Here is a 26,381-nt window from a genome sequence, read left to right on the forward strand (position 1 = left end):
CGGGCCGCTCAGAAGCACTCGGTGCCGTCGGACACCTGCAGGTGCAGGTCCGTCAGCTTGAAGACCGCGGCCGACGTGCTCGACGAGACCTGCTTGAGGTTCTGGATGTCGACGGCGTCGGAGTCCATCGCGAAGTCGCCCTTGCTGCCGTGCGCCTTCGTGTTCACCGTGGAGGCGTCGACGCCGATGCGGATCGTGGTGAACGTCGCGGTGCCGCGCAGGTCGCTCATGCCGATCTGCAGGTCGGTGGCCTTCACGGGGTTCTTGGGGTCGGTGCCCGCCGAGATGAGCAGGCCCAGCGGCATGCCCGGGACCTTGACCGACTGGCAGAGGTTGTCCAGGGTCGCGTCCTTGATGTTGGCGATCGCGATGGGCTGGGACTTCCCGTCCGCGTCCTTCGCCTCGCCGGCGTACTGCGAGAACCCGGTCCCCTTGAGGGTGTCGGCCGAGATCTTGAACTGCTGCCCCGAGATCGCCATCGACACCGGCACGGCCCCCTGGGCGACGCCGCCCATGAGGACACCGATGACCGCGATGGTCGGGACCGCGGCGAGCGCGGCACGGCCACGACGCGTGCGCGTCAGTGCGCTGAGCTTCATTTTCCCCTCCACAGACGACGCGGCGACCCCTGTGTCGCCGACGAGTGGCGACGGTACGCGCCTTACTGAGGCGCCGTCAATAGAACTGGTTGCCCGCGGCACGGTGCCCGACCCGCGGCGCCGCGACCTCGCCGAACGCCCATATGCTCAGCACATGGCAGCCGCGCGACGCACCCGCATGAGCCCCGAAAAACGCCGTCAGCAGCTCGTCGCTCTGGGTGTGGCCGCACTCGCCGACCGCCCGCTCGAGGCCGTGACGGTGGAGGACCTCGCGGCCCGGGCCGGCGTCTCCCCCGGGCTGGTGCACTACTACTTCGGCAACCGACAGGGGCTGCACTCGGCGATCGTCGGCACGGCCCGCGACGCGATGCTGCACGCTACCCAGCCGCGCCCCGAGCTGCCGCCCCGCGAGCGCCTGCGCGACACGCTGGACCGGTTCGTCGAGTTCGTGCACGAGCACGACGCGACGTTCTACTCGCTGGTGCGCGGCGCCGCGTCCGGCGACGAGCACGTGCGCGCCACGATCCAGCACGCGCGCGACGTGCTCGCCGGCCACCTGCGCGACGCCTTCCAGGAGATCGGCGTCGCACAGACCCCCCTGCTCGAGGTCGCGCTGCACGCGTGGATCTCGTTCGCCGAGCAGGCGCTCATCGAGGCCGCGACCGACCCCGACATCCCGCCTTCCGACCTCGCGGACTTCCTCGAGCGCAGCGCCCTCGGCGTCCTGGCCGCGCTGTCCCCCGCTGGTTGAGCTTGCGGGGACGGGAAGAGCCCCGTGGGCCGCGACCTGGAGGGGGAATCGGTCGCAGCCCACGGGGCGCTGGTCAGACGAGGGTCAGTGGGAGCCGTTGCCCTCGAGCAGGTCCTGCAGCCAGCCCGGCAGGTTGTCCGGGCTGGTCGAGTCGGAGCCACCGTCCTGGCCCTGGCTGCCCTGGCCTTCCGGGCTGCCCTGACCATCCTGACCCTGGCCGTTCTGGCCCTGGTCACCCTGGTCGGTGGCGGATTCCTCCTTCGCGGCCAGCGTGACGTCGGCGGTCTGCGTCTTGCCGTCGCGGACGAAGGTCAGCGTGACCTTCTCGTCGGCCGCCTTCTCCCGCACGTAGGCCGTGAGGGACTCGGCGCCGTTGACGGCGTCGTCGTCGATCGCGACGATGACGTCGCCCGCCTGCAGGCCGGTCTCGGCGGCCGGCGACCCGGAGGAGACCTCCAGGACCTCCGCGCCGCGGCGGGTGACACCGTCCGCGGAGGCGGTCGCGTCCTGCATGGTCACGCCCAGGAACGCGTGCTCGGCGGTGCCGTCCGCGATGAGCTGCTCCGCGATGCTCTCGGCCAGGTTCACCGGGATGGCGAAGCCGATCCCGATCGACCCGGACTGGCCGCCGCTCGACAGGGTGGCGATCGACGACGTGATGCCGATGACCTGGCCCTGTGCGTTGAACAGCGGGCCGCCGGAGTTACCCGGGTTGATCGCGGCGTCGATCTGGATCGCGTTGGTCACGACCTGCGTGCTGCCGTCCTCGCCTGAGGCCGAGACAGGCCGGTCCAGCGCGGACACGATGCCCGTGGTGGCTGTGTTGGCGAGCCCCAGCGGGTTGCCGACGGCGAGTACGGGGTCGCCCACCACGACGTCGTCGGCGTTACCGAACGCCGCCGCCTGCAGGTCGTCCGGCGGGTCCTGCAGCTGGACGACGGCCAGGTCGGTGGTGGGGTCGGTCCCGACGATGGTCGCCTCGTAGAGCCGGCCGTCGGACAGGGTGACCTGCACCGTGTCGTCCTGGGCGCCGGACACGACGTGGTTGTTCGTGAGGACGTGACCCTGGTCGTCGTAGACGACGCCCGAGCCCTCGGCGCCGCCGGCCTCGCTCTGCACCTGGATCGCGACGACGGACGGCGCGACGGCGGTGGTGACGGCCTCCCAGTCGGGGTTGCTGGACGTCGAGGCCTTGACCGGCGCCTCGTCCGCCTCACTCGCCGACGAGCCGAGGTTCGCCAGGGACCCCGAGCTGTCAGCGTCGAAGGCGCCCGTGGCCGCGGCGGTGCCGAGGCTCGCGAGCACGGCGGCGATCACGGCCGCGCTGGTCACCGGGACCCACACCGACCGCTGACGCGGCGGCTTGGCGGCCGCCCCGCCTGGGCCGCCGGCCGGGGCCGGCGTCTGGTGGTAGGAGTACGGGTTCCCGGGCCCGCCGCCCTGGCCCTGGGAGGCCTGGGCATACGGCTGGCCCTGCTGCTGGTGCTGCGGCGCAGGCTGCGGCTGCTGCGGCGCAGGCTGCTGCGGGTGCTGCTGCTGCGCGTAGTTCGGCGACCCGGACGCCATCTGCCCGTACCGCGGCTGCTGCGCGGCGGACGGCTGCGGGGCGGACGGCTGCGGGGCGGACGGCTGCGGGGCGGCCTGCTCGGGCTGCTCGGGAGTGTGTCCCTGTGAGTGGCCCTGTGCCGGCGCCGCGGGCGTGCTCGGCATCTGCTGCGTGGGCTGCACGGTGAGGTGCTGCGTGTCCTGCGTGGCGGGGTGCGCGGGAGCCTGCTCTGCGGTGCGCTCGACGTCCTGCTCGCCCTCCGTCCGCTGGGTCGGCTGTTCGGACTGCTGCTCCGTGGACGGGGTGGTGCTCCGGTCCGGCTCGTCGGCGCCCGACGGCTGCGGTGCGCCCGGGGTGTCGGTGCTCATGGTGCCCTCCTCGTTGTGTGCTCCAGGAGAAGTGCCCTTCTCGTTGTTGGCTCTAGAACACCACCACACCCTGGTGCCATCCTTGGCCCAACCTGAGAACTTCCTGCGAATCCTGGACGTCGGCCGCGACGACCGTCCCGTCGTCGCCTCCGGAACACCCGACGTACCCCACGATGAGACGCTACGTGACGCTGGGCCGCCAAGCCCGCCGGGGAGGTTCGACGACGGGCAGCTCGGCGGGTCGTCGCCTCAGAGAGTGGCGCGCACGGCCTCGGCCACACGCGCCGCGAGGTCGCGCGTCTCGGCGAGCCGGTCGGCGCGCGCCACGCGCACCTCGATGACCTGCACCCCGCGGGTCGGCGACTTCAGCGCGTGCCGCAGCGACCCGACGTCGAGCACGAGCTGGTGGTCCACGCCGTAACCCGCGCACAGCTGGGCGAGGTTGGCGCCGTGCGGGGTGCCGAAGACGCGCTCGAACGTCGCCCCGGCCGCCGGCGACGACGCGGCCAGGTCGCCGTGCTCGAGGGTCGCGAAGATCGACCCGCCGTCGTCGTTCACCACCACGACCTCAAGGTCGACGGGCGGCTCGTGCGGGCCGCGCAGCAGGCCGCCGACGTCGTGCAGGAACGTGAGGTCGCCGACGAGCGCGCGGGTGCGGAGGCCCTCGCGCGCGGCGGCGAGCGCCACGCCCGTCGCCGTCGAGACGGTGCCGTCGATACCCGCCAGGCCGCGGTTCGCGAACACCTCGGGCAGGTCGCCGGCCTGCGGGTGGTCCAGGCCGAGCACGAGGTCGAGGTCGCGCACGGGGTTGGACGACCCCACCACCAGCACGTCGTTGGGGCCGAGCACCGAGGCGACGGCGCGCGCGACGGCGAGCCCTGCGTGCGGGGCGTCCGGCAGGCCGCCCGCGACGGCGTCGTCGGACGTCGCGGCCTCCACGACGGCGGCCGCGGCCCGGCCCGCCGCCTGCCAGCGGGCGAGGAAGTCTCCGCCGCTGTGCGCACCGCCATGCACGCCGTCGTGCGCCGCGGGCGCCGACCAGCGGCCGGCCAGGGCGGGCACCACCCGCTCCGCGTTGCGGGCCGCGTCCGGCCACGGGCCTCCCCCGGGGGCGACGACGGTGACCACGACGTCGGGCCGGCCGAGCAGGCGCTGCACCGGGCGCGAGAGCGTCGGCCTCCCGAAGACCACGACGTGCTCGACGTCCCGGGCCAGCTCCTCGACGGCGAGCACCGAGCGGTAGCCGGCCACAGCGTTGGGCCCGCCGCGCGCCCCGGACGAGGGCTCCGCGAGCAGCGGCCAGCCCTGGGCCTCCGCCACGGCGCGGGCCCCCGGCCCGGCACCGTCGCCGGCCACCACGAGCGTGCGCGCCGGGTCGCCGTACAGCGCGGGGTCGTCGCCCGGCGCGGGGGCCGGCGGGACCACCGTCGTGCGGCGCGGCCCGCTGGTTGAGCCTGTCGAAACCCCGCCGGTCGAGCCTGTCGAGACCCGGGTTTCGACAGGCTCAACCACCGACCGGGTTTCGACAGGCTCAACCACCGATCGGGTTTCGACAGGCTCAACCACCGACCGGGTTTCGACGAGCTCAACCAGCGGCGCGGGCGGGTGCAGCGGGTCGCGGAACGCGAGGTTCACGTGCACCGGGCCGGGTTGGCCGTCGCGCAGCCCCTGCGCGGCCGCGTGCGCCCGTCCGAGCGTGCCGAGCAGGTCGCGCACCTCGCCGTCGCGGCCGTCGGGGGCGGGGACGTCGACGGCGTACCGGACGGCGGTGCTGAAGATCCCCACCTGGTCGGTGGTCTGCGAGGCGCCCGTGCCGCGCAGCTCGTGCGGCCGGTCGGCGGTGAGCAGCACGAGCGGCACACCCGTGTGGTGCGCTTCGAGCACCGCCGGGTGCAGGTTGGCCACCGCGGTGCCGGAGGTCGTGACGACGGCGACCGGCCGGGGGAGCCCGACCTGGCCGCCACCGTCGCCTCCCCCGGTTCCGCGGACGACGGTCGTGCTGCCGCGGGACAGGCCCAGCGCGAGGAAGCCCGCCGCCCGCTCGTCCACGCGCACGTGCAGCGTGAGCAGCCCCGCGTCCGCCGCCTCGGCCAGCGCGTACGCGAGCGGGGCGGAGCGCGAGCCGGGGGCGAGCACCACGTCGCGCACGCCCTGCAGCGCGAGGTCGGTGACGATCGCGCGCGCCACTACGACCGACGGAGGTACCGACGGCGGCACCGGCGGCGGCACCGGCGGCCCGCTCATGCCCGCACCCCGTCCGCCGTCGAGGAGCCGGCCAGCACCCGGGCCAGCCGGGCATACCGGGCGAGCCAGCGGTCGCGGGTCGCGTCGTCGGCCGCGGCGAGGGCGAACGCGGCGGCGTCGGGCTCCGGGCGGCGCACGGCGATCGCGCCGCCGGTCGGCAGCAGCGGCTCCGCGACGACGTCACGGGTCAGCAACTGCGACGTCGCCAGGCCGCACGCGTACGGCAGCTCGGGCAGCGCGGCCGCGAGCGCGACCCCCGCCGCCAGCCCGATCGAGGACTCCAGCGCCGACGAGACGACGACCGGCAGCCCGACCTGCTCCGCGAGGTCGAGGCAGGCGCGCACGCCGCCGAGCGGCTGCACCTTGAGCACCACGACGTCGGCCGCGTCCTCGCGCACCACGCGCAGCGGGTCGGCCGCGCGCCGGATCGACTCGTCGGCGGCGACCGGCACCGGGGACCGCAAGCTGCGGCGCACGGCGGCCAGGTCCGCGACCGACGCGCAGGGCTGCTCCACGTACTCCAGCCCGCGCGCCGCGGCGTCGAGCACCGGGATCCGCGCGAGCGCCTCGTCCAGCGACCAGCCGCCGTTGGCGTCCACGCGGATCGCTCCCGCGCCCGGGCCGTACAGCTCGTCGAACGCGGCCCGGACGGCGGCGACCCGCGCCTCTTCGCCGGCCAGCGGCTCGAGCGCGCCAGGTCGCCCGTCGATGGCAGGGCCGCGCTGCGCGACCTTCACCTTCGCGGTGCGGCAGCCGCCCGACGCCAGCACGATCTCGCGCGCCCGCTCCGGCCCGACCGCCGGCACGGTGACGTTGACCGGCACCCGGTCGCGCACCGGGTCGGGGAACCCGACGTCCGCCGCCTCGCGCGCGGCGCGCAGCCAGGTGGCCGACTCGGCGTCGTCGTAGTCCCAGAACGGGGACAGCTCGCCCCAGCCGGCGGCGCCGCGCAGGAGCACGCCGTCGCGCTCGTCGAGGCCGCGGAACCGCGTGGTCAGCGGGGTGCGGTACACCAGTTCGGGGGCCAGTTCGACGGCCGGATCTCGGGGCAGCTGCACGCGATCAGGTTACGCGGCGCGGGCACGCCGGGGCGGCAGGGGGCCCTGCACGTGGAGGCACTCTCCCGCCGTCAGTCGGTGAACTCCGACAGCTCCGGCTCGAACATGAGCGGGCTCGGAGCGGGACTGCCACCTATGCGCTGGGCGTCGCGGCGGACCGTCTCCGCGTCGTACACGAAGATCTCGTGCGCGACGTCGGCCGGGTCCACCACGTCGTCCTCGAACTGCGGCGTGCTCATGGATTCATGGTGCGCCCGCCCGGCGACGACGCCCGGCAACACGCCGGGCGAGCCGCGCGTCGTCAGCGGGCATCGAGCGTGGCACCGCGCAGGACGTCGACGATGCCGGCGACGTCCCTGCCCTGCACCCGGGCGGTGCCCATGACGACGCCCCAGGCCCCCGGGCGGGCGGACGCCTCGGACAGGGGGTCCGCGGGCACGCCACGCCGGCGCAGGCCGGCCACCGCGCGGGCCTCGGCGTCGCCGTCCGGCACCCGCACGACGAGGTGCAGGCCCGCGGCCACGCCGTCGACCGGGAGGTGCGGCACCTCGCGGGCCAGCGCGTCGAGCAACGCCTGACGCCGGCCCTTGTACGCGAGCCGGGCCCGGCGCAGGTGCCGCGCGTACGCCCCCGTGGCGATCAGGCGGGCGAAGGCGGCCTGCTCGGGCACGGAGCAGCCGAGGTCGGCGCGACGCTTGGCCTCCACCAGGGCGTCACGGACGGCGGCCGGCGCGACGACCCACCCCAGGCGCAGGGCCGGCGACAGCAGCTTGGACACCGAGCCCATCAGCACCACGCGCTCCGGATCGAGCCCGTACAGGGCGGCGACCGGCTGCCGGTCGTAACGCAGCTCGGCGTCGTAGTCGTCCTCAAGCACCCACCGGTCGCCGGCGCGCGCCCACGCGAGGAGGTCGCGGCGACGGTCGGGAGCCAGGACGACGCCGAGCGGGAACTGGTGCGCGGGCGTCACCAGGACGGCGTCGGCGTCCGGCAGCTCCCAGGTGCGGAGGCCCGCCTCGTCGACGGGCACGGGCAGCACGTCGAGCCCGGCGCCCCGCAGCTGTTCGACGGCGCCGGGAGACGCCGGGTCCTCGACGACGACCCGGGGTGCGGTGGCGCCGCTGGCGGCGGCGAGCACCCCGCCGAGCAGGGCCAGCCCCTGCGCGACGCCACTGACGATCACGACGTCCTGCGCCGACACCGGGGCGGCGCGCGCAGTCCGCAGGTGCGCGGCGAGCGCCTCGCGCAACGCGAGCAGGCCCTGCGGGTCGGGGTAGCCGAGCTCAGCGTCGGGCAGCTCGCGCATTGCGTCGCGCACGGACCGGGCCCACGCCGCGCGGGGGAAGAGCGCGGGGTCCGGGGTGCCGACGCTGACCCGGCGCACGGCGGCCGGCGGTGCGCCGCCCGCACCTGCTCCATCGGGGGCCGCCGCGTCGCCGATATCCGCCGTCGCACCCCGGGCGAGGTCGGCGACGACGACGCTCGACCGCGGCCGGCTCAGGAGCACGCCCTCCCCGACGAGCTCGTCGACCGCCGCCGACACCGTGCCGCGGGCGATGCCCAGCCCCGCCCCCGTCGCCCGGGCCGACGGCAGAACGGCGCCGGCGTCCAGCCGACCCGACCGGATCGCGTCCCGCAGCCCGTCGCGCAGCCAGGCGCCGACGTCGGCCGCGGGCCGGGGACCGAGGACCAGGAGCAGGTCGTCCGGTTGCAGTCGCATCATCTGGCAGAGTGAACCATCAACTGGCCCAGTGAACCAGCAACGATCTGGCCCTGCTCACCGATCCAGATCGTCCGTAGCGTCGCCGCCATGGCTCACTCCTCGACCGGTTCCTCGACCGGCGCCGACGTCGCGCCCCGCTCGACCGGATCGACGGCAGGTATCGCGGGTCCGACGGCCGCCGCCTACGCCTGGTGCGCCTTCGCGATGTCGATCGTCGGGGCGTCGTTCGTGGCCTCCGCGGCGCTGTCCGACTACCCGCTGTTCGGCGGCCAGGCGGCCCGCTACGCCGTGGCGGCGCTCTGCCTGCTCGCCGTCATGAGGTGGCGCCGGGTGTCGTTCGTGCTGCCGACCCTGCGGCAGGCCGGCCGCCTGACCGCGCTCGCCGCGACCGGCCTGACGGGCTTCAGCGCGTTCGTGGTCCTCGCCACCCAGCACGCCGACCCGTCCCTGGTCGGCGCGGTGGTGGGGGCCACGCCCGTCGTGCTCGCCATGACGCAGGCGGTGCGCGACCGCCACCTGGCGCGCCGCACGCTGGTCGCGGCCGCCGTCGTGACGGCCGGCGTCGCCGGAGTCGAGGGGCTCGGCACCGCCGACCCCCTCAGCCTGCTCCTCGCCGTCGGCGCCCTCGGCTGCGAGGCAGCGTTCTCGCTGCTCGCCGTGCCGCTGCTGCCCGCCCTCGGTCCGCTGCGCGTGTCCGCGTACGCCTGCTGCGCGGCCGTGCCGCAGCTCGCGGTGTTGGGCCTGCTGGTGCCGGGCCCGTTCCTCGCCGTGCCCGACGGCGGTGAGCTGGTCGCCCTGGCCTACCTGTCCGTCGTCGTCACGGCAGTGGCGTTCCTGCTCTGGTACTCCGGGCTCGCCCGCGTCGGGGCCGCCCGAGCCGGACTCTTCGCCGGGCTGATGCCCGTGGCCGCCCTCGCGGCGTCGCTCGCCCTCGGCGCCGAGACGGCGACCCCGCACGCCGTCGTCGGCTCCCTCGTGGTCGGGCTCGGCCTCGCGCTCGGACTGATGCCCGGACGAGTGCCCGGACGCCGGACCGGCGTAGCCGGGACGAACTAGGGTGACGGTCGTGAGCAGCGCACCTGTCCCCCGCGATGTCCCCCGGCCCGTGTCCGAGACGTTCGACCCCGCGCGCTGGCGCGAGTTGTCCGGGTTCGAGGGCCTGACCGACCTCACGTACCACCGGGGCGTCGAGCGCGACGCCGCCGGCGGCGTCGTGCGGGACCTGCCCGTGGTCCGCGTCGCCTTCGACCGCCCCGAGGTGCGGAACGCCTTCCGGCCCCACACCGTGGACGAGCTGTACCGCGTGCTCGACCACGCCCGCATGACCTCCGACGTCGGCACCGTGCTGCTCACCGGCAACGGCCCGTCGCCCAAGGACGGCGGCTGGGCATTCTGCTCCGGCGGCGACCAGCGCATCCGCGGCCGGTCGGGCTACCAGTACACGACGTCGGTCGACAACTCCGCCGGCGACGGCGAGATCCTGGGCGAGACCGCCGACGCGGTCGACCCCGCCCGGGCCGGGCGCCTGCACATCCTCGAGGTGCAGCGGCTGATCCGCACCATGCCCAAGGTCGTCATCGCCGTCGTCGACGGCTGGGCGGCCGGGGGCGGGCACTCGCTGCACGTGGTGGCGGACCTGTCGATCGCCTGCCGCGAGCACGGGAAGTTCAAGCAGACCGACGCGGACGTCGGCTCCTTCGACGGCGGCTACGGCTCCGCATACCTGGCCCGCCAGGTGGGCCAGAAGCGCGCGCGGGAGATCTTCTTCCTCGCCCGCGGGTACTCCGCCGACGACGCCGAACGCTGGGGCGCCGTCAATGAGGTGGCGGAGCACGACGACCTCGAGGCGCTCGGGATCGAGTACGCGCGCACCATCGCGGGCAAGTCGCCGCAGGCGATCCGGATGCTGAAGTTCGCGTTCAACCTGGCCGACGACGGCCTCATGGGCCAGCAGGTCTTCGCCGGCGAGGCCACCCGCCTCGCCTACCTGACCGACGAGGCCGTCGAAGGTCGCGACGCCTTCCTCGAGAAGCGCGACCCCGACTGGTCGAGCTTCCCGTACGCCTTCTGACCCCTTCTCACTCGCCCCGTCGCACGTGCGGCGTGCGCCCCACCGGTACCCTCCGGGCATGCCCCCCAGGTTCCGCCGCCCCGAGCCGATGGCCACGTTCGAGCTCGTGCCGGACGACGAGCGGGACGACGCGCGGGACGATGGCGAGTACCCGCTCGCAGACGCTGACGCCGACGTCCGACGACGCCTTGCGGCGCTGCGCGAACGCGCGACGGAACGCTGGCGTGGGCTGTCCCGGCGCGCGCGGGCCCTGGCCGCGACGTCGGCCGCCGTCGTCGTGGTCGGCGCCGCGATCGCCGTCGTGCTGCCGGGTCAGCTCGGCGCGCACACCGAACGAGTCCGCGCCGAGGCTGTACGCGGCCTGCCCGGCACAGTCGAGGACCTGTCCGAGCCGCTGACCGAGGCGTGGGACGTCCCGAGCAGCAACGGCATCCTCACAACGTTCCCGGGCGGCGTGGCACTCACCAGCGACAGGGATGACGTGTGGGCCGTCGACGTCGCAACGGGAGACGAGGTGTGGCGCCAGGACGTCGGGACGAACCCCGTGTGCGGCCCCCGGCCGTCTGCCCCGGCCGACTACGGCCGGCCCGCCGACGTCGCCGTCTGTCTGGGCGGCGAGTTCGACTCCCGGACCGTCACGGTCCTCGACGCGTCGGGCACGGTCGTGGGCGAGCGCGCGATCGGCCCCGCGACGGACGACCCGTACGGCGGGCTGTACGGCGAGTCGGTCGGCGAGCCGGTCGACGACGACGTGCCCGTAGTGATGCCCGCCGCCAATGGCGCCGTCGCCGTGGTCGACCACTTGCCGAGGAGGGTATCGGCACCCTGGACGGAGGACGGCACCGGTGCCGATACGGCGTTGCGTGCCCTGCGGGCCAATGGATGGGTCGACCCGACCCTCCGGCTCGAGGACGCGGTGACCGGCGAGGTGCGCGCCGAGGTGACGGCCCATCTGCGGGCCGAGGACCTCGACGGGTGCAACCGATCCTTTGAGACGGTGGACGGCGTGACGGCGGTCAGCGTCGAGCCGATGAGCTCGGTCAGCACCTCCCCGTCGTTCACCGAGCTGCGGGTGTGCGGCGCGAGCGCCGGCCTGACTGCCGACGGCGCGGAGTTCGACACGTCCGCCGGCTCCGGGTGGTCGCAGCCGGCCCCGGGCGGCGGGTTCGTGCTCACGGACGAGGAGAGCACCGTCCTAGCCGCCGACGGCTCGCTGGTCACGACCGTCCCGGGCTGGGTGCTCCCACCGACCGTCGACGACGAACCGAGCAGCTCGTACCTGGCCTACACGAGCCTCGACCCAGCCGCGGATGTCGCGCGACTCGCCTCGGTCAGGACCGACGGCGACAGGGAGTGGGCCGTCACCATCAACGAGTTCTTGGGCGTCGTGGCGCGAGTGACCGGCACCGTGGTCGTCCAGGACGGCGCCCGGGTCATCGGGCTCGACTCGCAAACCGGCGATGAGCTCTGGGCGCGAGACGGCGTGCTCGACAGTGCGTCCGACGGCTCCGGCGAGTGGGTCGCGGGAGCCGTCACGGACGGCACCCGCTTGCTCCTCGGGATCAGCGGTGGCGGGAGCGGACACCGGCTGCTCGCCCTCGACCTCCGGGACGGCACGAGCACGTGGGAACGTGCGGGCGAGGGGCGCCTGGACGCCCTGCAGTCGATCGACGGACACCCCGTGATCCTGCTGAACACGATGCGCGGCCTCGGCACGGGCTGACGGCCCAGCGTCGCCTGGCCGCCCGGCCGGGCCGGTAGCCTCCCGCCATGCCCCCGAGGTTCCGCCGCCCCGAGCCGATGGCCACGTTCGAGCTCGTGCCGGACGACGAGCGGGAGGACGGCGGCGACGCGCTCCCCTCCCCTGATGGTGACGGCGGCGACGGCGGGAGTAGCACCGGACGACGCCTCGCCGCCCTCCGGGACCGCGCCTCGGGGCGTTGGCGTCGGCTGTCCCGGCGAGGGCGTGGCCTGGTCGCGGCGGTAACCGCCGTCGTCGTGGTCAGCGCTGCCACCGCCGTCGTGCTGCCGGGTCAGCTCGACGCGCGGGACCAGCGGCTGCGCGGCGAAGCCGTCCGCGGCCTGCTGCCCGGCGCCGTCGAGGATCTGTCCGAGCCGCTGACCGAGAGCTGGGCCTTCGGTGTCGGTGGCGGCAGGGCCTCCCTCCTGTCGGGTGGTGTCCTCCTCGCGACCAACAACGGCGACGCCGTCGGCGGCGACCCGGCAACGGGTGACGAGCTGTGGCGGTACGAGGTGGGGACGGACCCGGTGTGCGGTCCGTCGTCGTTCTGGAGCATCGGCCTGAGCGCCGTGGTCAACGCCGAGACCGAGGTCGCGGTGTGCGTGGGCGGCGAGGCGGGCGATCGCACGGTGATCGTGCTCGACCCGTCCGGGAGCCTCCTCGCCCGGCGGCCCGTCGACGGACGCGAGGCGATCCCTGTCGCGGGCGGTGCGGTCGCCGTGACCGAGCAGGCGGCCGAGGGCACCGTCGTCGCGCCGTACCAGGCCACCGCCGCCGAGAGGCTTCGTGCCGTACGCGACGCCGGTGCGCCCGACCCGACGCTGCGCCTCGAGGACGCCCTGACCGGCGAGGTGCGAGCCACCGTCACGGTGCCCCTGGACGAGGTGGACCTCGAGGGGTGCGTGACGGGGGAGGACAGCAGCGCCGGAACGTTCCTGGAGCTCACACCCTCGATCGACGCGTCGACGTCGATCACGACGATGTGGGTCTGCGGCACGATGGTCGCGATCACCCCCGACGGCACGACGGTGGACCTCGGTGACCACGGGACAGGATGGCCCATGCCCCTGCCCGACGGCCGGATGGCGATCGCGGGCAAGGAGAGCAGGATCCTCGACGCCACGGGGGCCCAGATCGCGACCGTCCCGGGCTGGGTGATGCCCGCCATGGTCGACGACGACGTGGACGGCCCGTTCATCGCGTTGACCGACGACGCCTCCGGGACCGATGCGCGGCTCGCGGCCGTGACCTCCGAGGGCGACCAGCTCTGGTCCCGCGAGGTCGCCGGCCTGTCCCAGGTCCTGGCGCGGGTGGCCGGCATCCTCGTCGTGGCAGACGGCGAGCGGCTGATCGGCCTCGACGCGACCACCGGCGTCGAACGCTGGGCCCGCGGCGACCTCCTGGAGGTCGGTGGCGACGACTTCTCGGAGTACCCCTTCGGCGCCCTGACGGACGGCACCCGGGTGCTGATCGGCACCATGTCGATCGAGGAGATCGGCTACCGCCTGACCGCAGTCGACGCCCGCGACGGCGCCACCGCATGGGTGCGGGATGGCACCGGCGGCCTCGAGAGCCTGGCCTCCGCCGGCGGGCACCCCGTGCTGCTGGGGACCGACGGAGCTGCGGCGCGCGGCCTCGGCTGACGCCGTGACATCACCCGCTCAGGAGATCTCCCAGCTCCCGGTCTCCTTCGGCACCAGCTCGATCCAGGTGTTGCCGGGCTCGAGTTCGACGGGCTCGCCGTCGCGCGTCAGCTCGACCGGGGAGGCGACGTCCTTCTTGGCCCACCGCACGGGCACGCTCTTGCCGTTCGAGGCGAGCACCCCCGTGCCCTTGCCGACCAGCTTGGACTCCGGCACCGGGGCGCCGCCCGGGTCCTTGTACTTGGTGTTCACCACCTCGACCGACAGCAGCAGCACGTTGGTGGCGGCGTGCCGGGCCCCCGAGGTCGAGACGGACTCGCTGGAGCCCTCGCTGCGCAACCACTTCTTCTCCTTGGCCGACCAGTCCCAGACGCTGCGCTGCGCCTGGCTGAGTGCCACGTCGACCGTGCTCGCCTTCGTCCCGTCCGCGGCGGCGGTGCTCTCGCCGGCCTCGGCCGCGTACCGGAACTGGGCGGGCGGGGGCGCCGCGCGGTCGTCGTCGGCCTGGTCGAGGAACACCTGCGGGTCGCCGATCACGTTGTGCGGCGCCGACCGGTTCGGGTCGCGGCTGAACCCGGGGTCGCCGGCGTCCATCACCACGGACTGCGTCCCGGACTTCTCGACCGCGTCGATGAAGGGTTGCTGCCCGCCCGTGTAGGCCAGGATCCCGTCGAGCGGCGCAACGATGGCCGGGTCCATGGGTCGCACCGACCGCACGGGCTCCACGGCCTTCGGGATCGCCGACTGGTACACCGCCACGAAGCGGGTGATGCCGCCCTCGACGACCTCCTCCCACACCATGTCGGCGTCCTCGAGGCCGGTCTGCGGGCGCGCCTCGGGGGCGTTCTCGACCTTGACCGCGAGCGCCGGGCGCGCCTCGACGTCCTCCGAGCGCACCCCCGTGAGAGGCCAGGCCGACGGCACGGCCGGCGACGGCGGGGAGCCCTTGTCGGCAGTGCTGCTGGGCGAGGCCGCCGGTGGCGACCCGCCGGACGAGCACGCCCCCAGCGCCAGGGCGGCGGCCACCACCAGGGCGGCGACGGTCCGGGCGCGGGTCGTGCCGGGCACTGCGGTCATGCGGGTCCTCCCGGAGTCGGGTGCACGCGATCACACGCGGTCACCGTATGCCGGGCCGGCCCCGATCCGGCGTCAACTCACCCGCCACGACCCGGTCCCGCGCGGCACGAGCTCCACCCACAGGTTGCCCGGGTCGAGGCTCACGGGGTCTCCCCCACGGGTCTCGAGCACGAGCTTCTTGCCCGACTTGGCCTTCGACCACACCACGTTGAGGGCCTTGCCGCGCGTGAGCAGCACACCCTTGCCCCTGCCGACCATCTGCGTCTCGGGGACCGGGGCGCCGCTCGGGTCCTTGTACTTCGTGTTCTTCATCGCGACCGACAGGACCAGCACGTTGCGGGCCCTGAGCTGCGAGCCCGACGAGATCGAGGGCGTCGACCCGTCGTAGCGCGCGTAGGTCTTCGTCTTCGCCTTCCACCGCCAGACGGTGCGCTGGGCCGGTGAGAGCCGCACGTCGGCCACGTGCCCGCGACGGTCGTTCTTCGCCGCGCTGCCGCGCCCGACCTTCGACCCGTAGGAGAACTGCGCGGGCGGCGGGGTGGCCCGGGTCTTGCTCGCCTGCTTCGCGAAGGTCTTGACCGACCCGTAGACGTTGTGCGGCGCCGCCCGGTCGCCGCTGCGCCGGAACCCCGGGTCGCCGCTGTCCATCGTCACGGACTGCACCTTGGCCTTGCCGACCGCGCGGATGAACGGTGGCTGCCCGCCCGAGTACGCGAGGATGCCGCGCATCGGTGCCACGATCGCGGGGTCCATGGGCCGCACGGACCGGACGGGCCCCACGGTGGTCGGCAGCTTCGACTGGTAGACGGCCACGTAACGGGTGATGCCGCCCTCGACCACCTGCTCCCACACGATGTCCGCCTGCTGCAGCCCCTTCTGGGGGCGCGCCTGCACCGAGTTCTCGATCTTGACGGCGACGGCGGGCCGGGCCGGGACCTTCTTCGTGCCGGTCGCCCGGCCGTTCAGCGGCCACACCACGGGCTTCGGCTTCGCCTTCGGCTCAGGGAGCACCGGGTCCGGGGGCGTCGACTTCGAGGCGGCGACGTCGGGCGCGGCGGTCACGGTCGGCGGGGCGGCGGGCTCGCCGACCCCGCAGCCGGCGGTGACCAGCAGCGCGAGCGCGACGAGCACGGCGGCGGGCCGGCGGCGGGCGCCGCGGGCCGGAGATCCGGGTGGTGTGGGCATCCAGGCGTCCTCCTCGACGTCCTCGTGACGAACGACACGCCCCGTTCCCGGGCCGAGACCGCCCCACCCTACGACAGGCCTCCGGCCCCGCGGACCTACCCTGGTGCGGTGCCCGACCGTGAACTCGTCCCGACCGCCGGCGCGCTCCGCGACGCCGTGCGGCGGGCGCTCGACGGCGGCCCGGCCGTCGTCCCCCTCCCCCGCACGACGACGGGCCCGCTGCCCCCCGGCACGGCGCTCGTGGTGCGCACCTCGGGCTCGACGGGGACGCCGCGCGAGGTCGCGCTGACCGCCGACGCGCTGAGGGCCTCCGCGGAGGCGACGCACGAACGCCTCGGCGGGCCGGGGCGCTGGGTGCTGACGCTGCCGCCCACGCACGTCGCCGGCATGCAGGTGCTGGTGCGCTCGGTGCTGGCCGGCACCGAGCTCGTCGTGGCCGACCCGGACGCCCGGTTCACGCCGGGCGGCCTCGCGGACCTGCTCGGGCCGGCGGTCGACCCGGTCGGTGCGGGGGCCCGCGAGCCCGTGTACGTCTCGCTGGTGCCCACCCAGCTGCACCGCGTGCTCGAGGCCGCGCGGGGCGGCGCGCCGAGAGGCCTGGCGACGCTCGCACGATGCTCGGCCGTGCTGGTGGGGGGCGCGGCGACGACGCCGGCCCTGCTGGCGCGGGCGGCGGAGGCCGGCGTGCGCGTCGTCACGACCTACGGCATGTCGGAGACGGCAGGCGGCTGCGTGTACGACGGCGCGCCCCTGCGCGACGTGAGGGTACGCGTCGCCGGGGCCGCTACAGGTGGCGGTGCCGGCGGCACCGGGGTCGTCGAGCTGGGCGGCCCCACCCTCGCCGCGGGGTACCTGGGGGACGAGGCCGCCACGGCGGCGGCGTTCCGGACGGACCCCGACGGCAGCCGCTGGTTCCGCACCTCCGACCTGGGCCGCCTCGACCCCGACGGCACGCTGCACGTGCTCGGCCGGGCCGACGACGTGGTCGTGACCGGCGGGGTGAACGTGGCCCCCGCACCGGTGGAGGCGCTGCTCGGCGAGCTGCTCGGCGGCGAGGCGTGTGTCGTCGGCATCCCCGACCCGGAATGGGGACAGGCCCTGGTCGCCGTCGTCACCTCCGAGTCGCCGGAGGACGCACTGACCCCGCTGGAGCCATCCCACCTGGCGCGGGTCCGGGCCGCCGCGACGACTAGGCTGGGAGCGCCGTCCGCCCCCCGTCGCGCGTACCGCACGGCCGCCCTGCCCCTGCGCGGGCCGGGCAAGGTGGACCGGGCCGGCGTCGTCGCCCTCGTCCGCGAGCACGAGGCGCGCGGCTGAGCCCGCTCGCACCGATCACCGACAGACCACCACCGACCGAAGCACGGAGAACCATGGCCACGAGCAGCGAGTGGATCGCCGGAGCCCGCCCCCGCACCCTCCCGGCGGCGGCCGCCCCGGTCCTGATCGGCTCGGGGGCCGCGGCTCAGGTCGACGCGTTCGCCTGGCTCCCTGCCGTGCTCGCCCTCGGCGTCGCGCTCGCCCTCCAGGTGGGCGTCAACTACGCCAACGACTACTCCGACGGCGTCCGCGGCACGGACGTCGACCGGGTGGGCCCGCTGCGGCTCACCGCGTCGGGGATCGCGAGCCCGGGCCGGGTCAGGGCCGCCGCGTTCGCGTCGTTCGGCGTCGCGGGGGTGCTGGGGCTCACGCTGTGCGCGGTGAGCGGGCACTGGTGGCTGCTCGCCGTCGGGGTGCTCTGCGTGCTCGCCGCCTGGTTCTACACGGGGGGCAAGCACCCGTACGGCTACGCGGGGCTGGGCGAGGTCGGCGTCTTCGTGTTCTTCGGCCTCATCGCGACGCTCGGCACCACGTACACACAGGCCGACCGGCTCACGTGGCCGTCCGTGCTGGGCGCGGTCGGCGTGGGCCTGATCGCGTGCGGGTTGCTCATGGTCAACAACGTGCGCGACATCCCGACCGACGTCGTCGCCGGCAAGCGCACCCTGGCGGTGCGCCTCGGCGACCACCAGGCGCGGCGCTGGTACGCCGCCTGCATCCTGCTGCCGGTGGTGCTGGGCATGGTCTGCGCGGCCTGGGCGCCCTGGTCGCTGCTGGTCACCGTGCTGTTGCTGCCCGGCGTCCTGCTCGTGGCCCCGGTCATCGCAGGGGCGCGGGGGCCGCTGCTCGTGCGCGTGCTCGCCGGCACGGGCATGTTCGAGCTCGCCTACGGGGTGCTCCTGGCGCTGGGCCTGTCGCTCTGAGGCTTCGTCGGTCGAGCTCGTCCTGAGGTTTCGTCGGTCGAGCTCGTCCTGAGGTTTCGTCGGTCGAGCTCGTCCTGAGGTTTCGTCGGTCGAGCTTGTCGAGACCCGGTCTCGACCCTTCGACAGGCTCCGGCTCAACCAGCGGGGTTGTCCCGGTCGACGACGGAGTCCTCGTAGTCGCTGTCCGCGTCGTGCGCGGCTCGGCCGCCCTTGCTGTCCTTGCGCCGCTGCTCCTTCTCGGCCAGCCAGCGGGCGGCGGCGTCGCGCGGCTTGCGCAGCGCAAGGTAGGAGACTGCGAATGCGACCACCAGGGCGAACAGGACGAGCAACCAGCTGCCCATGCCGAGCAGGACGCCGAGCCCGAGGGCGGCGACGAACAGCAGGATCCGCCAGACGGTGTACAGGACGAGAGGCACGTCTCCAGGGTAGGCGCGATTCCGACGTGACCCCGCCACGGGACTAGCCTGGAGGCATGTTCGCGCGCGTGATTCTGCCCCTGCTCGTCGTGGGGCTCGCCCTCTACGCCCTGCTCGACCTCGCCGGGTCTGACGAAGAGGAGCGCGGAGGCGTGCCGCGGTGGCTGTGGGCCGTGATCATCGTGCTACTGCCGGTGTTCGGCGCGATCGCATGGATCGTCGTCAAGCAGAGCAGCCGCAAGGCACCCGGCGGCCGTGGGCCCTCGTCCCGGCCCGGCCGCCCGCGTCCCTCCGGCCCTCGCCGCCCCTCGGGCCCGGTCGCGCCGGACGACGACCCGGAGTTCATGTGGCGCCTCGAGCAGGAGAAGCGCCGACGTGAGCGCGACGGCGGCGGCACCGGCGAAGCCCACTGATCGGTCGGGCTCAGGCGTCGGTGGTGAGACCGGAGTACGAGTGCTTGCCGTTGAAGATCAGGTTCACGCCGGTGAAGTTGAACAGCACGCACAGGTAGCCCACGATCACGAACCAGGCGGCGCGGCGCCCGTCCCACCCCCGCGTGGTGCGGGCGTGCAGGTAGGCCGCATACACGACCCAGATGACGAAGCTCCAGACCTCCTTGGGGTCCCAGCCCCAGTAGCGGCCCCAGGCGTGCTCGGCCCAGATGGCGCCGCCGATGATGGTGAACGTCCACAGCACGAAGCCGACGGAGTTGAGGCGGAACGACAGGGCCTCGAGCGAGGTGGGCGTCGGCACGCGGTCGAGCCAGCGGAAGCCGGGGCGCTGCAGGTACGGGGAGCCGGAGTCGCGGCTGTCGCGCACGAGCTGCAGCACGGAGGAGACGAACGCGACGGTGAAGATGCCGGTGGCGCTGATCGCCACGCCCACGTGGATCACGAGCCAGTAGTTCTGCAGCGCCGGCTGCACGCCCGTGGCAGCGACGTAGAAGACGTTGAGGCCGAGCACGAGGAACAGCACGGCCAGGCCGGTGACGAACGGGCCGAGGAACTTGAAGTCCTTGCGCACGTTCATGCCGAGGAAGACGGCGAGCGCCATGAACGAGCCCACCAGCGTGAACTCGTACATGTTGGCCCACGGCGTGCGCCCGGCCGCGAGGCCGCGCAGCACGATCGCGACGAGCAGCATCGCCGTACCGAGCCAGGTGGTGGACATGGCGATCCCGGCCGCGCGACGGCGCACGGGAGCGGGCTCGTCGCCCGTACCCGCCGGCACGGACGTCGTCGGGCGGTCGGCGCCGACCGCCACGGGCGTGCGCGCCTCGGCGCGGGCGTCCGCCCGTTGCTCCGTGCGGCGGCCCAGATCGATGGCGAACGCGACGAGCGCGATGGTCAGCGCCGTCGCGGCGCCCCAGACGAGCAGCACGCTCAGTTCGGCGATCTGCATGGTCAGTCCTCCGTGGCGGTGGTGGTGCTGTGTGGTCCGGGCCGGCCGGTCCTGTGGTCGTCGCCCTGCGGGCCGGCCTCGTCGACCAGGTCGGGCACCGCGGCCAAGGCCTTGTCGACCTCGCGCTGCAGGCCGGCGTCGTCCCCACGCGCGAGCCCGGCGAGCTCGACGTGCGTCACGGGCCGACCGTCGTCGTCCGTGGCCCCCCATGATCGCACCCACACCCGCCGGCGCGGCGTGAACAGGGAGACGGCCAGCCCGGTGAGGGCGGCCAGGGCGAAGGTCAGCACCCAGGCGAGCGACGGGTCGTGCCGCAGGTCGAGCGCGACGTAGCGGGGCACCTCCTCGCCGAGGGTGACGGTGCCGAGGCCGTCCGGGAGATCGATGGTCTCCCCCGGCTTCACGAGCAGCTTGATCGTCTGGTCGTCCTCGTCGACGGACGGCGTGAGGCTGGCGGTGTCGAGGCGGTACACGTTCTGCGGCACGCCCGCGTCCAGGCCCAGGTCGCCGCGGTACACCTCGAGCACCAGGAGCGGGTCGTTCGGCTGCGGGAAGACCGACCGGGCGGAGCCGTCCTCGTCGACCACGGCGGTGGGCAGGAAGTACCCGATGAGCCCGATCTGCTCCTGGCCACCCGAGACGTCCGGCACCTTCACGACGCCGCGCGAGGTGTACATCGTGTCCTCGGGCAGGAACGGCACCCGGCCGGAGAACGCGACCTGGCCCTCGGCGTCATTCACCGTGATCTCCGGGGCGAAGCCGTTGCCCTGCAGGTAGATCTTGGCGCCGTCCACCGTGAGGGGGTGGTTCACCTTGATCTGCTCGGCGTGCTCCGCGCCCTCCGGCTCGGTCACGGTGACGTGCGCGGTGAAGTCGCGCGCCTGGGCGAACGCGACCGTGTCCGACGCGAACTCGGAGTCGAACGAGTCGAGGGTCATCGAGAACGGCGACAGCGAGGCCGGGCGGAACCACGCGCCCTTGTCGAAGGTGTCGTAGTCGACGACGGCGTTCGCGAAGCCACGGTCCTCGGTGACGATCGCCTGGCCGCGGTAGTGCAGCAGCTGGCCGAGCGCCACCGAGACGAGCAGGCCCACCAGCGCGAGGTGGAACATCAGGTTGCCGGACTCGCGCAGGTACCCGCGCTCGGCGGCGACGGTGCGGGTGGCCGGTCGGCCGCGGCGCGCCTCCTCGGCGCCGACGTCGACGCGGAAGGTGGGCAGCCGGCGCAGCGGGCCGCGCAGGTGGGTGGCGGCCGCATCGACGACGGCGTCCGGCGACGCGGTCGAGGTGCCCGTGGCCGTGGCGGGGAACCGCCCGAAGCGGGCCGGCGTCTTCGGCGGACGGCGGCGCAAGTTGCGGGCGTGCGCGAGCGTCCGCGGCACGATGCAGCCCACCAGCGACACGAACAGCAGCAGGTAGATGGCGGAGAACCAGACCGAGCTGTAGACCTCGAAGAAGCCGAGCCGGTCCAGCCACTCGCCCAGCGTCGGGTGGTCGCCGAGGTACTCCAGCACCGCCGCGGCGTCCTGGCTGCGCTGCGGCAGCACCGAGCCCGGCACCGCCGCGACCGCGAGCAGCATCAGCAGCATCAGCGCCACCCGCATGCTCGTGAGCTGTCGCCACGTCCAGCGCAGCGTGCCGCGCCAGCCGAGGGACGGCAGGTTCGAGGAACGCCCGTCGGGCTTCGTCGCGCCGCCGCCGGTGGTCGGGATCTCCTCGGCGGTCGAGGGCTCATCCGCGCGGCCCTCGGTGAACGCGTCGTGGATGCCCTCGGGTCGGTAGGTCGCCTTCTCGCTCATCACACCACCGTCCCGAATCCGCCGATCCAGCCCTGGAGCTGGCTGATCCACGCGGCCCACAGGCCGCTCACGAGCGCGAGACCGACCACCACCAGCAGAGCGCCGCCCGCGCGCTGGATGCCCCGGCGGTGCGCGCGCAGGAAGCCGAGCATGCGCTGCGAGGACTGGAGGCCGAGAGCCACGAGCAGGAACGGCACGCCCAGCCCGACGCAGTACGCGATCCCCAGCACGATGCCACGCGCGGCCGACGCCTCCTCGAGCGAGAGCGCCTGCACGGCCGCCAGGGTGGGGCCGATGCACGGCGTCCACCCGAGGCCGAAGACGACCCCGAGCAGCGGCGCGCCCCACAGGCCCGCGCGGGGGCTGAGGTGCATGCGCCGCTCGCGCTGGAGGAACGGGACGGTGCCGAGGAACGCCAGGCCCATGAGGATCACGACGACGCCGAGGACGCGCATGATCGTGTCCTCCCACTGCACCAGGTACGAGCCGAGCGCGCCCGCGGCGCCCATCAGCGCCACGAACACCGCGGTGAAGCCGAGCACGAACAGGCCGACTCCGGCGACGACGCGGCGGCGCGCCGGGACCTGCGGCGGCATCCCGGGGCGCCCCTTTGCCCCCGACCCCGCCGACGCGGCGGCCATGCCGCTCACGTATCCGACGTACCCGGGCACCAGCGGCAGCACGCACGGCGACGCGAACGACACCAGGCCCGCGATCAGCGCCACCGGCAGCGCCAGCAGCATCGAGCCGCTGAACGCCGTGGCAGCGAACGTGTCACCCATCAGGCGTCCTCGTCGTCCTCTGCGCCGTTCGCCGAGGATGCCTGCGCTTCCGCTTCGGGCGCGTTCCTCGTACCTCGGCCCGCACCCTCCGCTGCAGCTTCGCCATCCTCGGAGAGGACCTCGTCGACGATGGCGTCGAGCGTCGAGGCGTCCGCCTGCCCGATGACGCGGGCGGCGACGCGCCCCTCGGCGTCCAGCACGACGGTGGACGGTACGGCCTGCAGGGGCACGACACCGGACAGCTTCGCCACGACCTGACCACTGCGGTCCTCGATCGAGGAGTAGGGCACGTCGAAGGTGCGCTGGAACGCCGTGGCGGCGCCCGCCTCGTCCTCGGTGTTGATGCCGAGCACCCGCACGCCGTCGGCCTCGCGCTCGTTCGCGAGCTCGACCAGGTCGGGCGCCTCGGCCCGGCACGGCGCGCACCCGGCGTACCAGGTATTCACGATCACGACGTCGCCACGCCAGTCGTCGGTGCTGACGTCGTCGCCCTCGAAGGTGGTGCCCCGCACGGTCACGGCGTCGTCGCGGTCGCCCGCGTCCCACTGCTTCACGGAGCCGTCGCCCGAGACGAAGCCCTGCCCGACGACGTCGCCCGCCCCCGAGCCCTCCGCACCGCACCCGGCGAGGAGCGTGAGGCCGACGAGCGCGCCCGCCGCCGCTGCCGCCCGCCGGAGCGAGCGCGGGGTCGTGGTGCTGCGCATCACGCCCCCGGCACGGGGTCGGCGCCGGCGAGCAGGTCGGCCGCCGGCTCGCTGTAGTGCAGGCCCACGAACGTCTCGCCGTCGAATCGCAGGGACGTCAGCGACGCCAGGGCGCACTCGCGGCGGCGCGGGTCGTGCGCCAGGGAGCGGCCGTCGTACGAGCGGCGCGTGAGCCAGACCGGGAGCTGGTGGCTGACCAGCACCACCTCGTGCCCCTCGTGCGCGCGCCGCGCGTCGTCGACGGCGGCGCGCATGCGCGTGACCTGGTCGGCGTACGGCTCGCCCCAGGACGGGCGCACCGGGTTCCACAGGAACCGCCAGTAACGGGGGTGGGCGAGCTGCGCGGGGTTGCTGCCGATCGTCGTGCCCTCGAAGTGGTTGCCGGCCTCGACGAGTCGGTCGTCGGTGGCGAGGTCGAGGCCGAAGGCCTCGGCGGTCGGGGTGGCGGTCTCCTGCGCGCGCTGCAGCGGGGAGGCGACGACGGCGACGATGTCCCGACCGGTGCCCGACAGGTGGTCCGCCACGCGACGCGCCATCGCCTGACCGCGCTCGGACAGCCGATAGCCGGGGATGCGCCCGTAGAGGACCCCGTCCGGGTTGTGAACCTCGCCGTGCCGCACGAGATGGACGGTGGTGATGGCCATGCCCACCAGTGTCCCAGACGGACGGCGTGCTCAGGTCCCGTCCAGCGAGGCGTGACCGCGCTCACGCCCCCGCGTCGAGCATGTCGCCGGAAGAGGCCGCGACGGGCGCCGCGGCGCCCGGTTCGGTGGCGAGCACCTCGTCCGGGTCGAGCCCCTTGGCGACGGCCGCGACCTTCGCCATCGCGCGCCCGAGCACCTCCATCTCCGCGGGCTCGAGGACGTCGACGAGCAGCCGCCGGACCGCGGCGACGTGTCCCGGGGCCGCGTCGACGAGCGCCGCGTACCCGGCGTCCGTCATACCGCAGTTGACCCCGCGCCGGTCGCCGGGCACGGGGGTGCGCACCACAAGGCCGCGCGACTCCATCCGGTCGACGGCGTGGGTGAGCCGGCTGCGGGAGAGTGCGAGGAAGTCCGCGAGCGCCGACATCCGCAGCGTGCGCTCCGGCGTCTCGGACAGCTGCACCAGCAGGTGGTACTCGCCGAGGGTCACGGGCATGCCCTCGTCGTGCGCGTCACCGAGCGCCTCGAAGAATCGCGACGTCCCCTCGAGGAACCGCCGCCACTCCCACTGCTGCTGTTCGTCCAGCCAGCGCCCGTCCGCGTCGTCGCGCCGCCGCGCTCTCGTCGTCCCACTCACGGGAATAGGTTACGAGACGAGGGCGTTCCACCCTGTGACAGATAGTTGATCGCTCAACTATCTTGGTGACATCGCCAGCACGACCGACCCCGAGGAGACACCATGACCGCGCTGCCCACAGGCCTGACCACCGGCACCTACGCCATCGACTCCGCCCACTCCTCCGCGTCCTTCGCGGTGCGCCACGCGGGGATCGCCAAGGTGCGCGGCACGATCGCGATCTCGTCCGGAACGATCACCGTGGGCGACGACCTCGAGTCGTCGGCCGTCAACGCGGAGCTGGACGCCGCGTCGGTCAGCACCGGCGACGAGCGCCGCGACGGCCACCTGAAGAGCGCCGACTTCTGGCACGCCGAGGAGAAGCCGGTCTGGTCCTTCGCCTCGAAGGCCATCACCACCGACGGTGACGACTACGCGATCACCGGCGACCTCACCATCAATGGCGTCACCCACACCGTCGAGCTGCCCATCGAGTTCACCGGCACCGCGACCGACCCGGACGGCAACGCGCGCGTCGGTTTCGAGTCCGAGATCGAGATCTCCCGCAAGGACTACGGCCTCACCTGGAACGCCACGCTCGAGACCGGCGGCGTCCTCGTGGGCGACAAGGTCAAGATCGCCCTCGACGTGTCGGCCATCAAGCAGGACTGACCTCCTTCCGCCGAGATAGAGAAGGCGGACCCGCGAGATAGAGAAGCCGGGACGCGACCCCAGCCGGCTGGGGTCGCGTCCCGGCTTCTCTATCTCGCGGGTCCGCCTTCTCTATCTCGGCGCGTTGGGCGTTCCGTTCGTGGCCGCGCGGGCGGCGGCGTGGAAGGCGAGGATCTGCAGCTCGCCGGCGACGTCCACGGAGCGCACGACGACGTCGTCGGGAAGCTGCAGCGCCACCGGCGCGAACGAGAGGATCTCGCGCACGCCGCAGCCCACGATCCGCTCCGCGATCCCCTGCGCGACGGGCCCCGGCGTCGCCAGCACGACCATCGACACGCCGGTGCGCGCCAGCACGTCCTCCAGCGCGTCCACGTGCTCGATCGTCAGCCCCGCCGCGGTACCGCTCACGACGCGCGGGTCGGCGTCGAGCAGCGCGACCACCTGGAACCCGCGGGCCGCGTAGCCCGAGTAGTTCGCGAGGGCGTGCCCCAGGTTGCCGATGCCGACGATCGCCAGCCGGTGCTCCGACTCCAACCCCAGCGCGGTCGCGATGTAGTGCGCCAGGGACTGCACGTCGTAGCCCACGCCGCGCGTGCCGAACGACCCCAGATACGACAGGTCCTTGCGCAGCTGCGCCGACCCGACCCCGGACCGCTCCGCCAGCTCCGACGACGAGGTCGTCGTCACCTCGGCCTCCGCCAGGTCACGCAGGGCGCGCAGGTAGTACGGAAGCCGCGCCACCGTTGCCGCCGGCACCGTCGCCTCACCGAGCTCGATCACACCGTTTCCCTTCTCGGGCTAGGACGCGAGACGCCGCGCCAACCGCGCGCCGTCCACCCGCCAGAAGCCCTGCTGCACGCCGTCCACCTTGACGACGGGCACGTAGTCTCCGTATTTCTCCACCAGGTCACCGTCTCCCGACACGTCGTCGACGTCGATGTCGACCTCGCGCCATGCCTCCCCGGCCGCCCTGCACACGTCCGCGACCACCGCCCGAGCCTCCTCGCACAGGTGGCATCCGTCGCGTGTGTACAGCAGCACTCGGGGTTCGTCGACGGATCCCTGCGGACTGCTCACGAGCACAGCGTATCCGCGCCGATA

General features: G+C 74.1%; 26 protein-coding genes. 9 read left to right on the forward strand and 17 right to left on the reverse strand.

Features of this window, described 5'->3' with window-relative positions; translation table 11 throughout:
* Nucleotides 1-8: 8 nt before the first annotated feature.
* Nucleotides 9-599, reverse strand: coding sequence for a DUF6230 family protein (locus AC1C2W_RS09955; RefSeq protein WP_495388704.1), 591 nt, complete (start codon nt 597-599; stop codon nt 9-11).
* A 154-nt stretch (nt 600-753) separates the two neighbouring features.
* On the opposite strand from AC1C2W_RS09955, the gene AC1C2W_RS09960 reads away from it, so the two are divergent.
* Nucleotides 754-1,350, forward strand: a complete 597-nt coding sequence (locus AC1C2W_RS09960) for a TetR/AcrR family transcriptional regulator (RefSeq protein WP_495388705.1) — start codon at nt 754-756, stop codon at nt 1,348-1,350.
* An 84-nt stretch (nt 1,351-1,434) separates the two neighbouring features.
* On the opposite strand, the gene AC1C2W_RS09965 is transcribed toward AC1C2W_RS09960, so the two are convergent.
* The 5 genes from AC1C2W_RS09965 to pdxR form a co-directional block, all read right to left on the reverse strand.
* On the reverse strand, nt 1,435-3,264 hold the full coding sequence (locus AC1C2W_RS09965; protein ID WP_495412998.1) for a S1C family serine protease: 1,830 nt from the start codon (nt 3,262-3,264) through the stop codon (nt 1,435-1,437).
* Between the two features lie 249 nt (nt 3,265-3,513).
* Nucleotides 3,514-5,508, reverse strand: a complete 1,995-nt coding sequence (menD, locus tag AC1C2W_RS09970; RefSeq protein ID WP_495412999.1) for a 2-succinyl-5-enolpyruvyl-6-hydroxy-3-cyclohexene-1-carboxylic-acid synthase — start codon at nt 5,506-5,508, stop codon at nt 3,514-3,516.
* Entirely contained in the window at nt 5,505-6,566 is a 1,062-nt protein-coding gene (locus tag AC1C2W_RS09975) for an o-succinylbenzoate synthase (protein WP_495413000.1), read from the reverse strand. The genes menD and AC1C2W_RS09975 overlap by 4 nt, the downstream gene beginning before the upstream one ends.
* A 71-nt stretch (nt 6,567-6,637) precedes the next feature.
* On the reverse strand, nt 6,638-6,805 hold the full coding sequence (locus AC1C2W_RS09980) for a hypothetical protein (RefSeq protein ID WP_495413001.1): 168 nt from the start codon (nt 6,803-6,805) through the stop codon (nt 6,638-6,640).
* A 62-nt stretch (nt 6,806-6,867) separates the two neighbouring features.
* Nucleotides 6,868-8,289, reverse strand: coding sequence for a MocR-like pyridoxine biosynthesis transcription factor PdxR (gene pdxR / locus AC1C2W_RS09985; protein WP_495413002.1), 1,422 nt, complete (start codon nt 8,287-8,289; stop codon nt 6,868-6,870).
* An 87-nt stretch (nt 8,290-8,376) separates the two neighbouring features.
* Here pdxR and AC1C2W_RS09990 point away from each other — a divergent pair, with 87 nt between their 5' ends.
* The 4 genes from AC1C2W_RS09990 to AC1C2W_RS10005 are packed head-to-tail and all read left to right on the forward strand — an operon-like array spanning nt 8,377 to nt 13,744.
* Nucleotides 8,377-9,345 (forward strand): DMT family transporter, encoded by a 969-nt coding sequence (locus AC1C2W_RS09990; protein ID WP_495413003.1) that lies wholly within the window; start codon nt 8,377-8,379, stop codon nt 9,343-9,345.
* 10 nt (nt 9,346-9,355) lie between these two features.
* Nucleotides 9,356-10,360 (forward strand): 1,4-dihydroxy-2-naphthoyl-CoA synthase, encoded by a 1,005-nt coding sequence (locus tag AC1C2W_RS09995; protein ID WP_495413004.1) that lies wholly within the window; start codon nt 9,356-9,358, stop codon nt 10,358-10,360.
* 58 nt (nt 10,361-10,418) lie between these two features.
* Complete coding sequence (locus tag AC1C2W_RS10000; protein ID WP_495413005.1) at nt 10,419-12,083, forward strand: outer membrane protein assembly factor BamB family protein; 1,665 nt, start codon at nt 10,419-10,421, stop codon at nt 12,081-12,083.
* A 47-nt stretch (nt 12,084-12,130) separates the two neighbouring features.
* Nucleotides 12,131-13,744 (forward strand): outer membrane protein assembly factor BamB family protein, encoded by a 1,614-nt coding sequence (locus AC1C2W_RS10005; RefSeq protein ID WP_495413006.1) that lies wholly within the window; start codon nt 12,131-12,133, stop codon nt 13,742-13,744.
* An 18-nt stretch (nt 13,745-13,762) separates the two neighbouring features.
* Here AC1C2W_RS10005 and AC1C2W_RS10010 read toward each other — a convergent pair whose 3' ends face one another.
* Both AC1C2W_RS10010 and AC1C2W_RS10015 read right to left on the reverse strand, forming a co-directional pair.
* The gene (locus AC1C2W_RS10010) at nt 13,763-14,821 is read right to left on the reverse strand and encodes a DUF3048 domain-containing protein (protein WP_495413007.1); all 1,059 of its coding nucleotides are present in this window, start codon (nt 14,819-14,821) and stop codon (nt 13,763-13,765) included.
* A 72-nt stretch (nt 14,822-14,893) separates the two neighbouring features.
* On the reverse strand, nt 14,894-16,006 hold the full coding sequence (locus tag AC1C2W_RS10015; RefSeq protein ID WP_495388716.1) for a DUF3048 domain-containing protein: 1,113 nt from the start codon (nt 16,004-16,006) through the stop codon (nt 14,894-14,896).
* Nucleotides 16,007-16,114: 108 nt separating this feature from the next.
* Here AC1C2W_RS10015 and AC1C2W_RS10020 point away from each other — a divergent pair, with 108 nt between their 5' ends.
* Nucleotides 16,115-17,323, forward strand: a complete 1,209-nt coding sequence (locus AC1C2W_RS10020) for an AMP-binding protein (RefSeq protein ID WP_495413008.1) — start codon at nt 16,115-16,117, stop codon at nt 17,321-17,323.
* A 53-nt stretch (nt 17,324-17,376) separates the two neighbouring features.
* Nucleotides 17,377-18,246 carry a 1,4-dihydroxy-2-naphthoate polyprenyltransferase gene (locus AC1C2W_RS10025; RefSeq protein WP_495413009.1) on the forward strand — a complete coding sequence of 290 codons (870 nt, stop codon included), beginning with the start codon at nt 17,377-17,379 and terminating at the stop codon, nt 18,244-18,246.
* 134 nt (nt 18,247-18,380) lie between these two features.
* Here AC1C2W_RS10025 and AC1C2W_RS10030 read toward each other — a convergent pair whose 3' ends face one another.
* A complete protein-coding gene (locus AC1C2W_RS10030; protein ID WP_495388719.1) occupies nt 18,381-18,662 on the reverse strand; it encodes a DUF4229 domain-containing protein in 282 nt (93 codons plus the stop codon).
* A 56-nt stretch (nt 18,663-18,718) separates the two neighbouring features.
* Between AC1C2W_RS10030 and AC1C2W_RS10035 the strand changes: the two genes are divergently transcribed.
* Nucleotides 18,719-19,075, forward strand: a complete 357-nt coding sequence (locus AC1C2W_RS10035; protein WP_495388720.1) for a PLD nuclease N-terminal domain-containing protein — start codon at nt 18,719-18,721, stop codon at nt 19,073-19,075.
* 10 nt (nt 19,076-19,085) lie between these two features.
* Here the strand turns inward: AC1C2W_RS10035 and ccsB are convergent, their stop codons facing one another.
* The 6 genes from ccsB to AC1C2W_RS10065 form a co-directional block, all read right to left on the reverse strand.
* Nucleotides 19,086-20,063 carry a c-type cytochrome biogenesis protein CcsB gene (gene ccsB, locus AC1C2W_RS10040; RefSeq protein WP_495413010.1) on the reverse strand — a complete coding sequence of 326 codons (978 nt, stop codon included), beginning with the start codon at nt 20,061-20,063 and terminating at the stop codon, nt 19,086-19,088.
* Between the two features lie 2 nt (nt 20,064-20,065).
* Nucleotides 20,066-21,862 carry a cytochrome c biogenesis protein ResB gene (gene resB / locus AC1C2W_RS10045; protein ID WP_495413011.1) on the reverse strand — a complete coding sequence of 599 codons (1,797 nt, stop codon included), beginning with the start codon at nt 21,860-21,862 and terminating at the stop codon, nt 20,066-20,068.
* Nucleotides 21,862-22,644 carry a cytochrome c biogenesis CcdA family protein gene (locus AC1C2W_RS10050; protein WP_495388723.1) on the reverse strand — a complete coding sequence of 261 codons (783 nt, stop codon included), beginning with the start codon at nt 22,642-22,644 and terminating at the stop codon, nt 21,862-21,864. The genes resB and AC1C2W_RS10050 overlap by 1 nt, the downstream gene beginning before the upstream one ends.
* Nucleotides 22,644-23,348 carry a TlpA family protein disulfide reductase gene (locus AC1C2W_RS10055; RefSeq protein WP_495388724.1) on the reverse strand — a complete coding sequence of 235 codons (705 nt, stop codon included), beginning with the start codon at nt 23,346-23,348 and terminating at the stop codon, nt 22,644-22,646. The genes AC1C2W_RS10050 and AC1C2W_RS10055 overlap by 1 nt, the downstream gene beginning before the upstream one ends.
* Nucleotides 23,348-23,992, reverse strand: coding sequence for a histidine phosphatase family protein (locus tag AC1C2W_RS10060; RefSeq protein ID WP_495413012.1), 645 nt, complete (start codon nt 23,990-23,992; stop codon nt 23,348-23,350). Before AC1C2W_RS10060 ends, AC1C2W_RS10055 begins: the two co-directional genes overlap by 1 nt.
* A gap of 61 nt (nt 23,993-24,053) precedes the next feature.
* On the reverse strand, nt 24,054-24,629 hold the full coding sequence (locus AC1C2W_RS10065) for a MarR family winged helix-turn-helix transcriptional regulator (protein WP_495388726.1): 576 nt from the start codon (nt 24,627-24,629) through the stop codon (nt 24,054-24,056).
* Nucleotides 24,630-24,731: 102 nt separating this feature from the next.
* Here AC1C2W_RS10065 and AC1C2W_RS10070 point away from each other — a divergent pair, with 102 nt between their 5' ends.
* The gene (locus AC1C2W_RS10070) at nt 24,732-25,280 is read left to right on the forward strand and encodes a YceI family protein (RefSeq protein WP_495388727.1); all 549 of its coding nucleotides are present in this window, start codon (nt 24,732-24,734) and stop codon (nt 25,278-25,280) included.
* A gap of 111 nt (nt 25,281-25,391) precedes the next feature.
* Here AC1C2W_RS10070 and AC1C2W_RS10075 read toward each other — a convergent pair whose 3' ends face one another.
* Entirely contained in the window at nt 25,392-26,060 is a 669-nt protein-coding gene (locus AC1C2W_RS10075) for a redox-sensing transcriptional repressor Rex (protein ID WP_495388728.1), read from the reverse strand.
* Nucleotides 26,061-26,078: 18 nt separating this feature from the next.
* The gene (locus AC1C2W_RS10080; RefSeq protein ID WP_495413013.1) at nt 26,079-26,357 is read right to left on the reverse strand and encodes a glutaredoxin family protein; all 279 of its coding nucleotides are present in this window, start codon (nt 26,355-26,357) and stop codon (nt 26,079-26,081) included.
* Nucleotides 26,358-26,381 lie beyond the last annotated feature (24 nt).

This window comes from Isoptericola sp. Y581, from assembly GCF_059445475.1.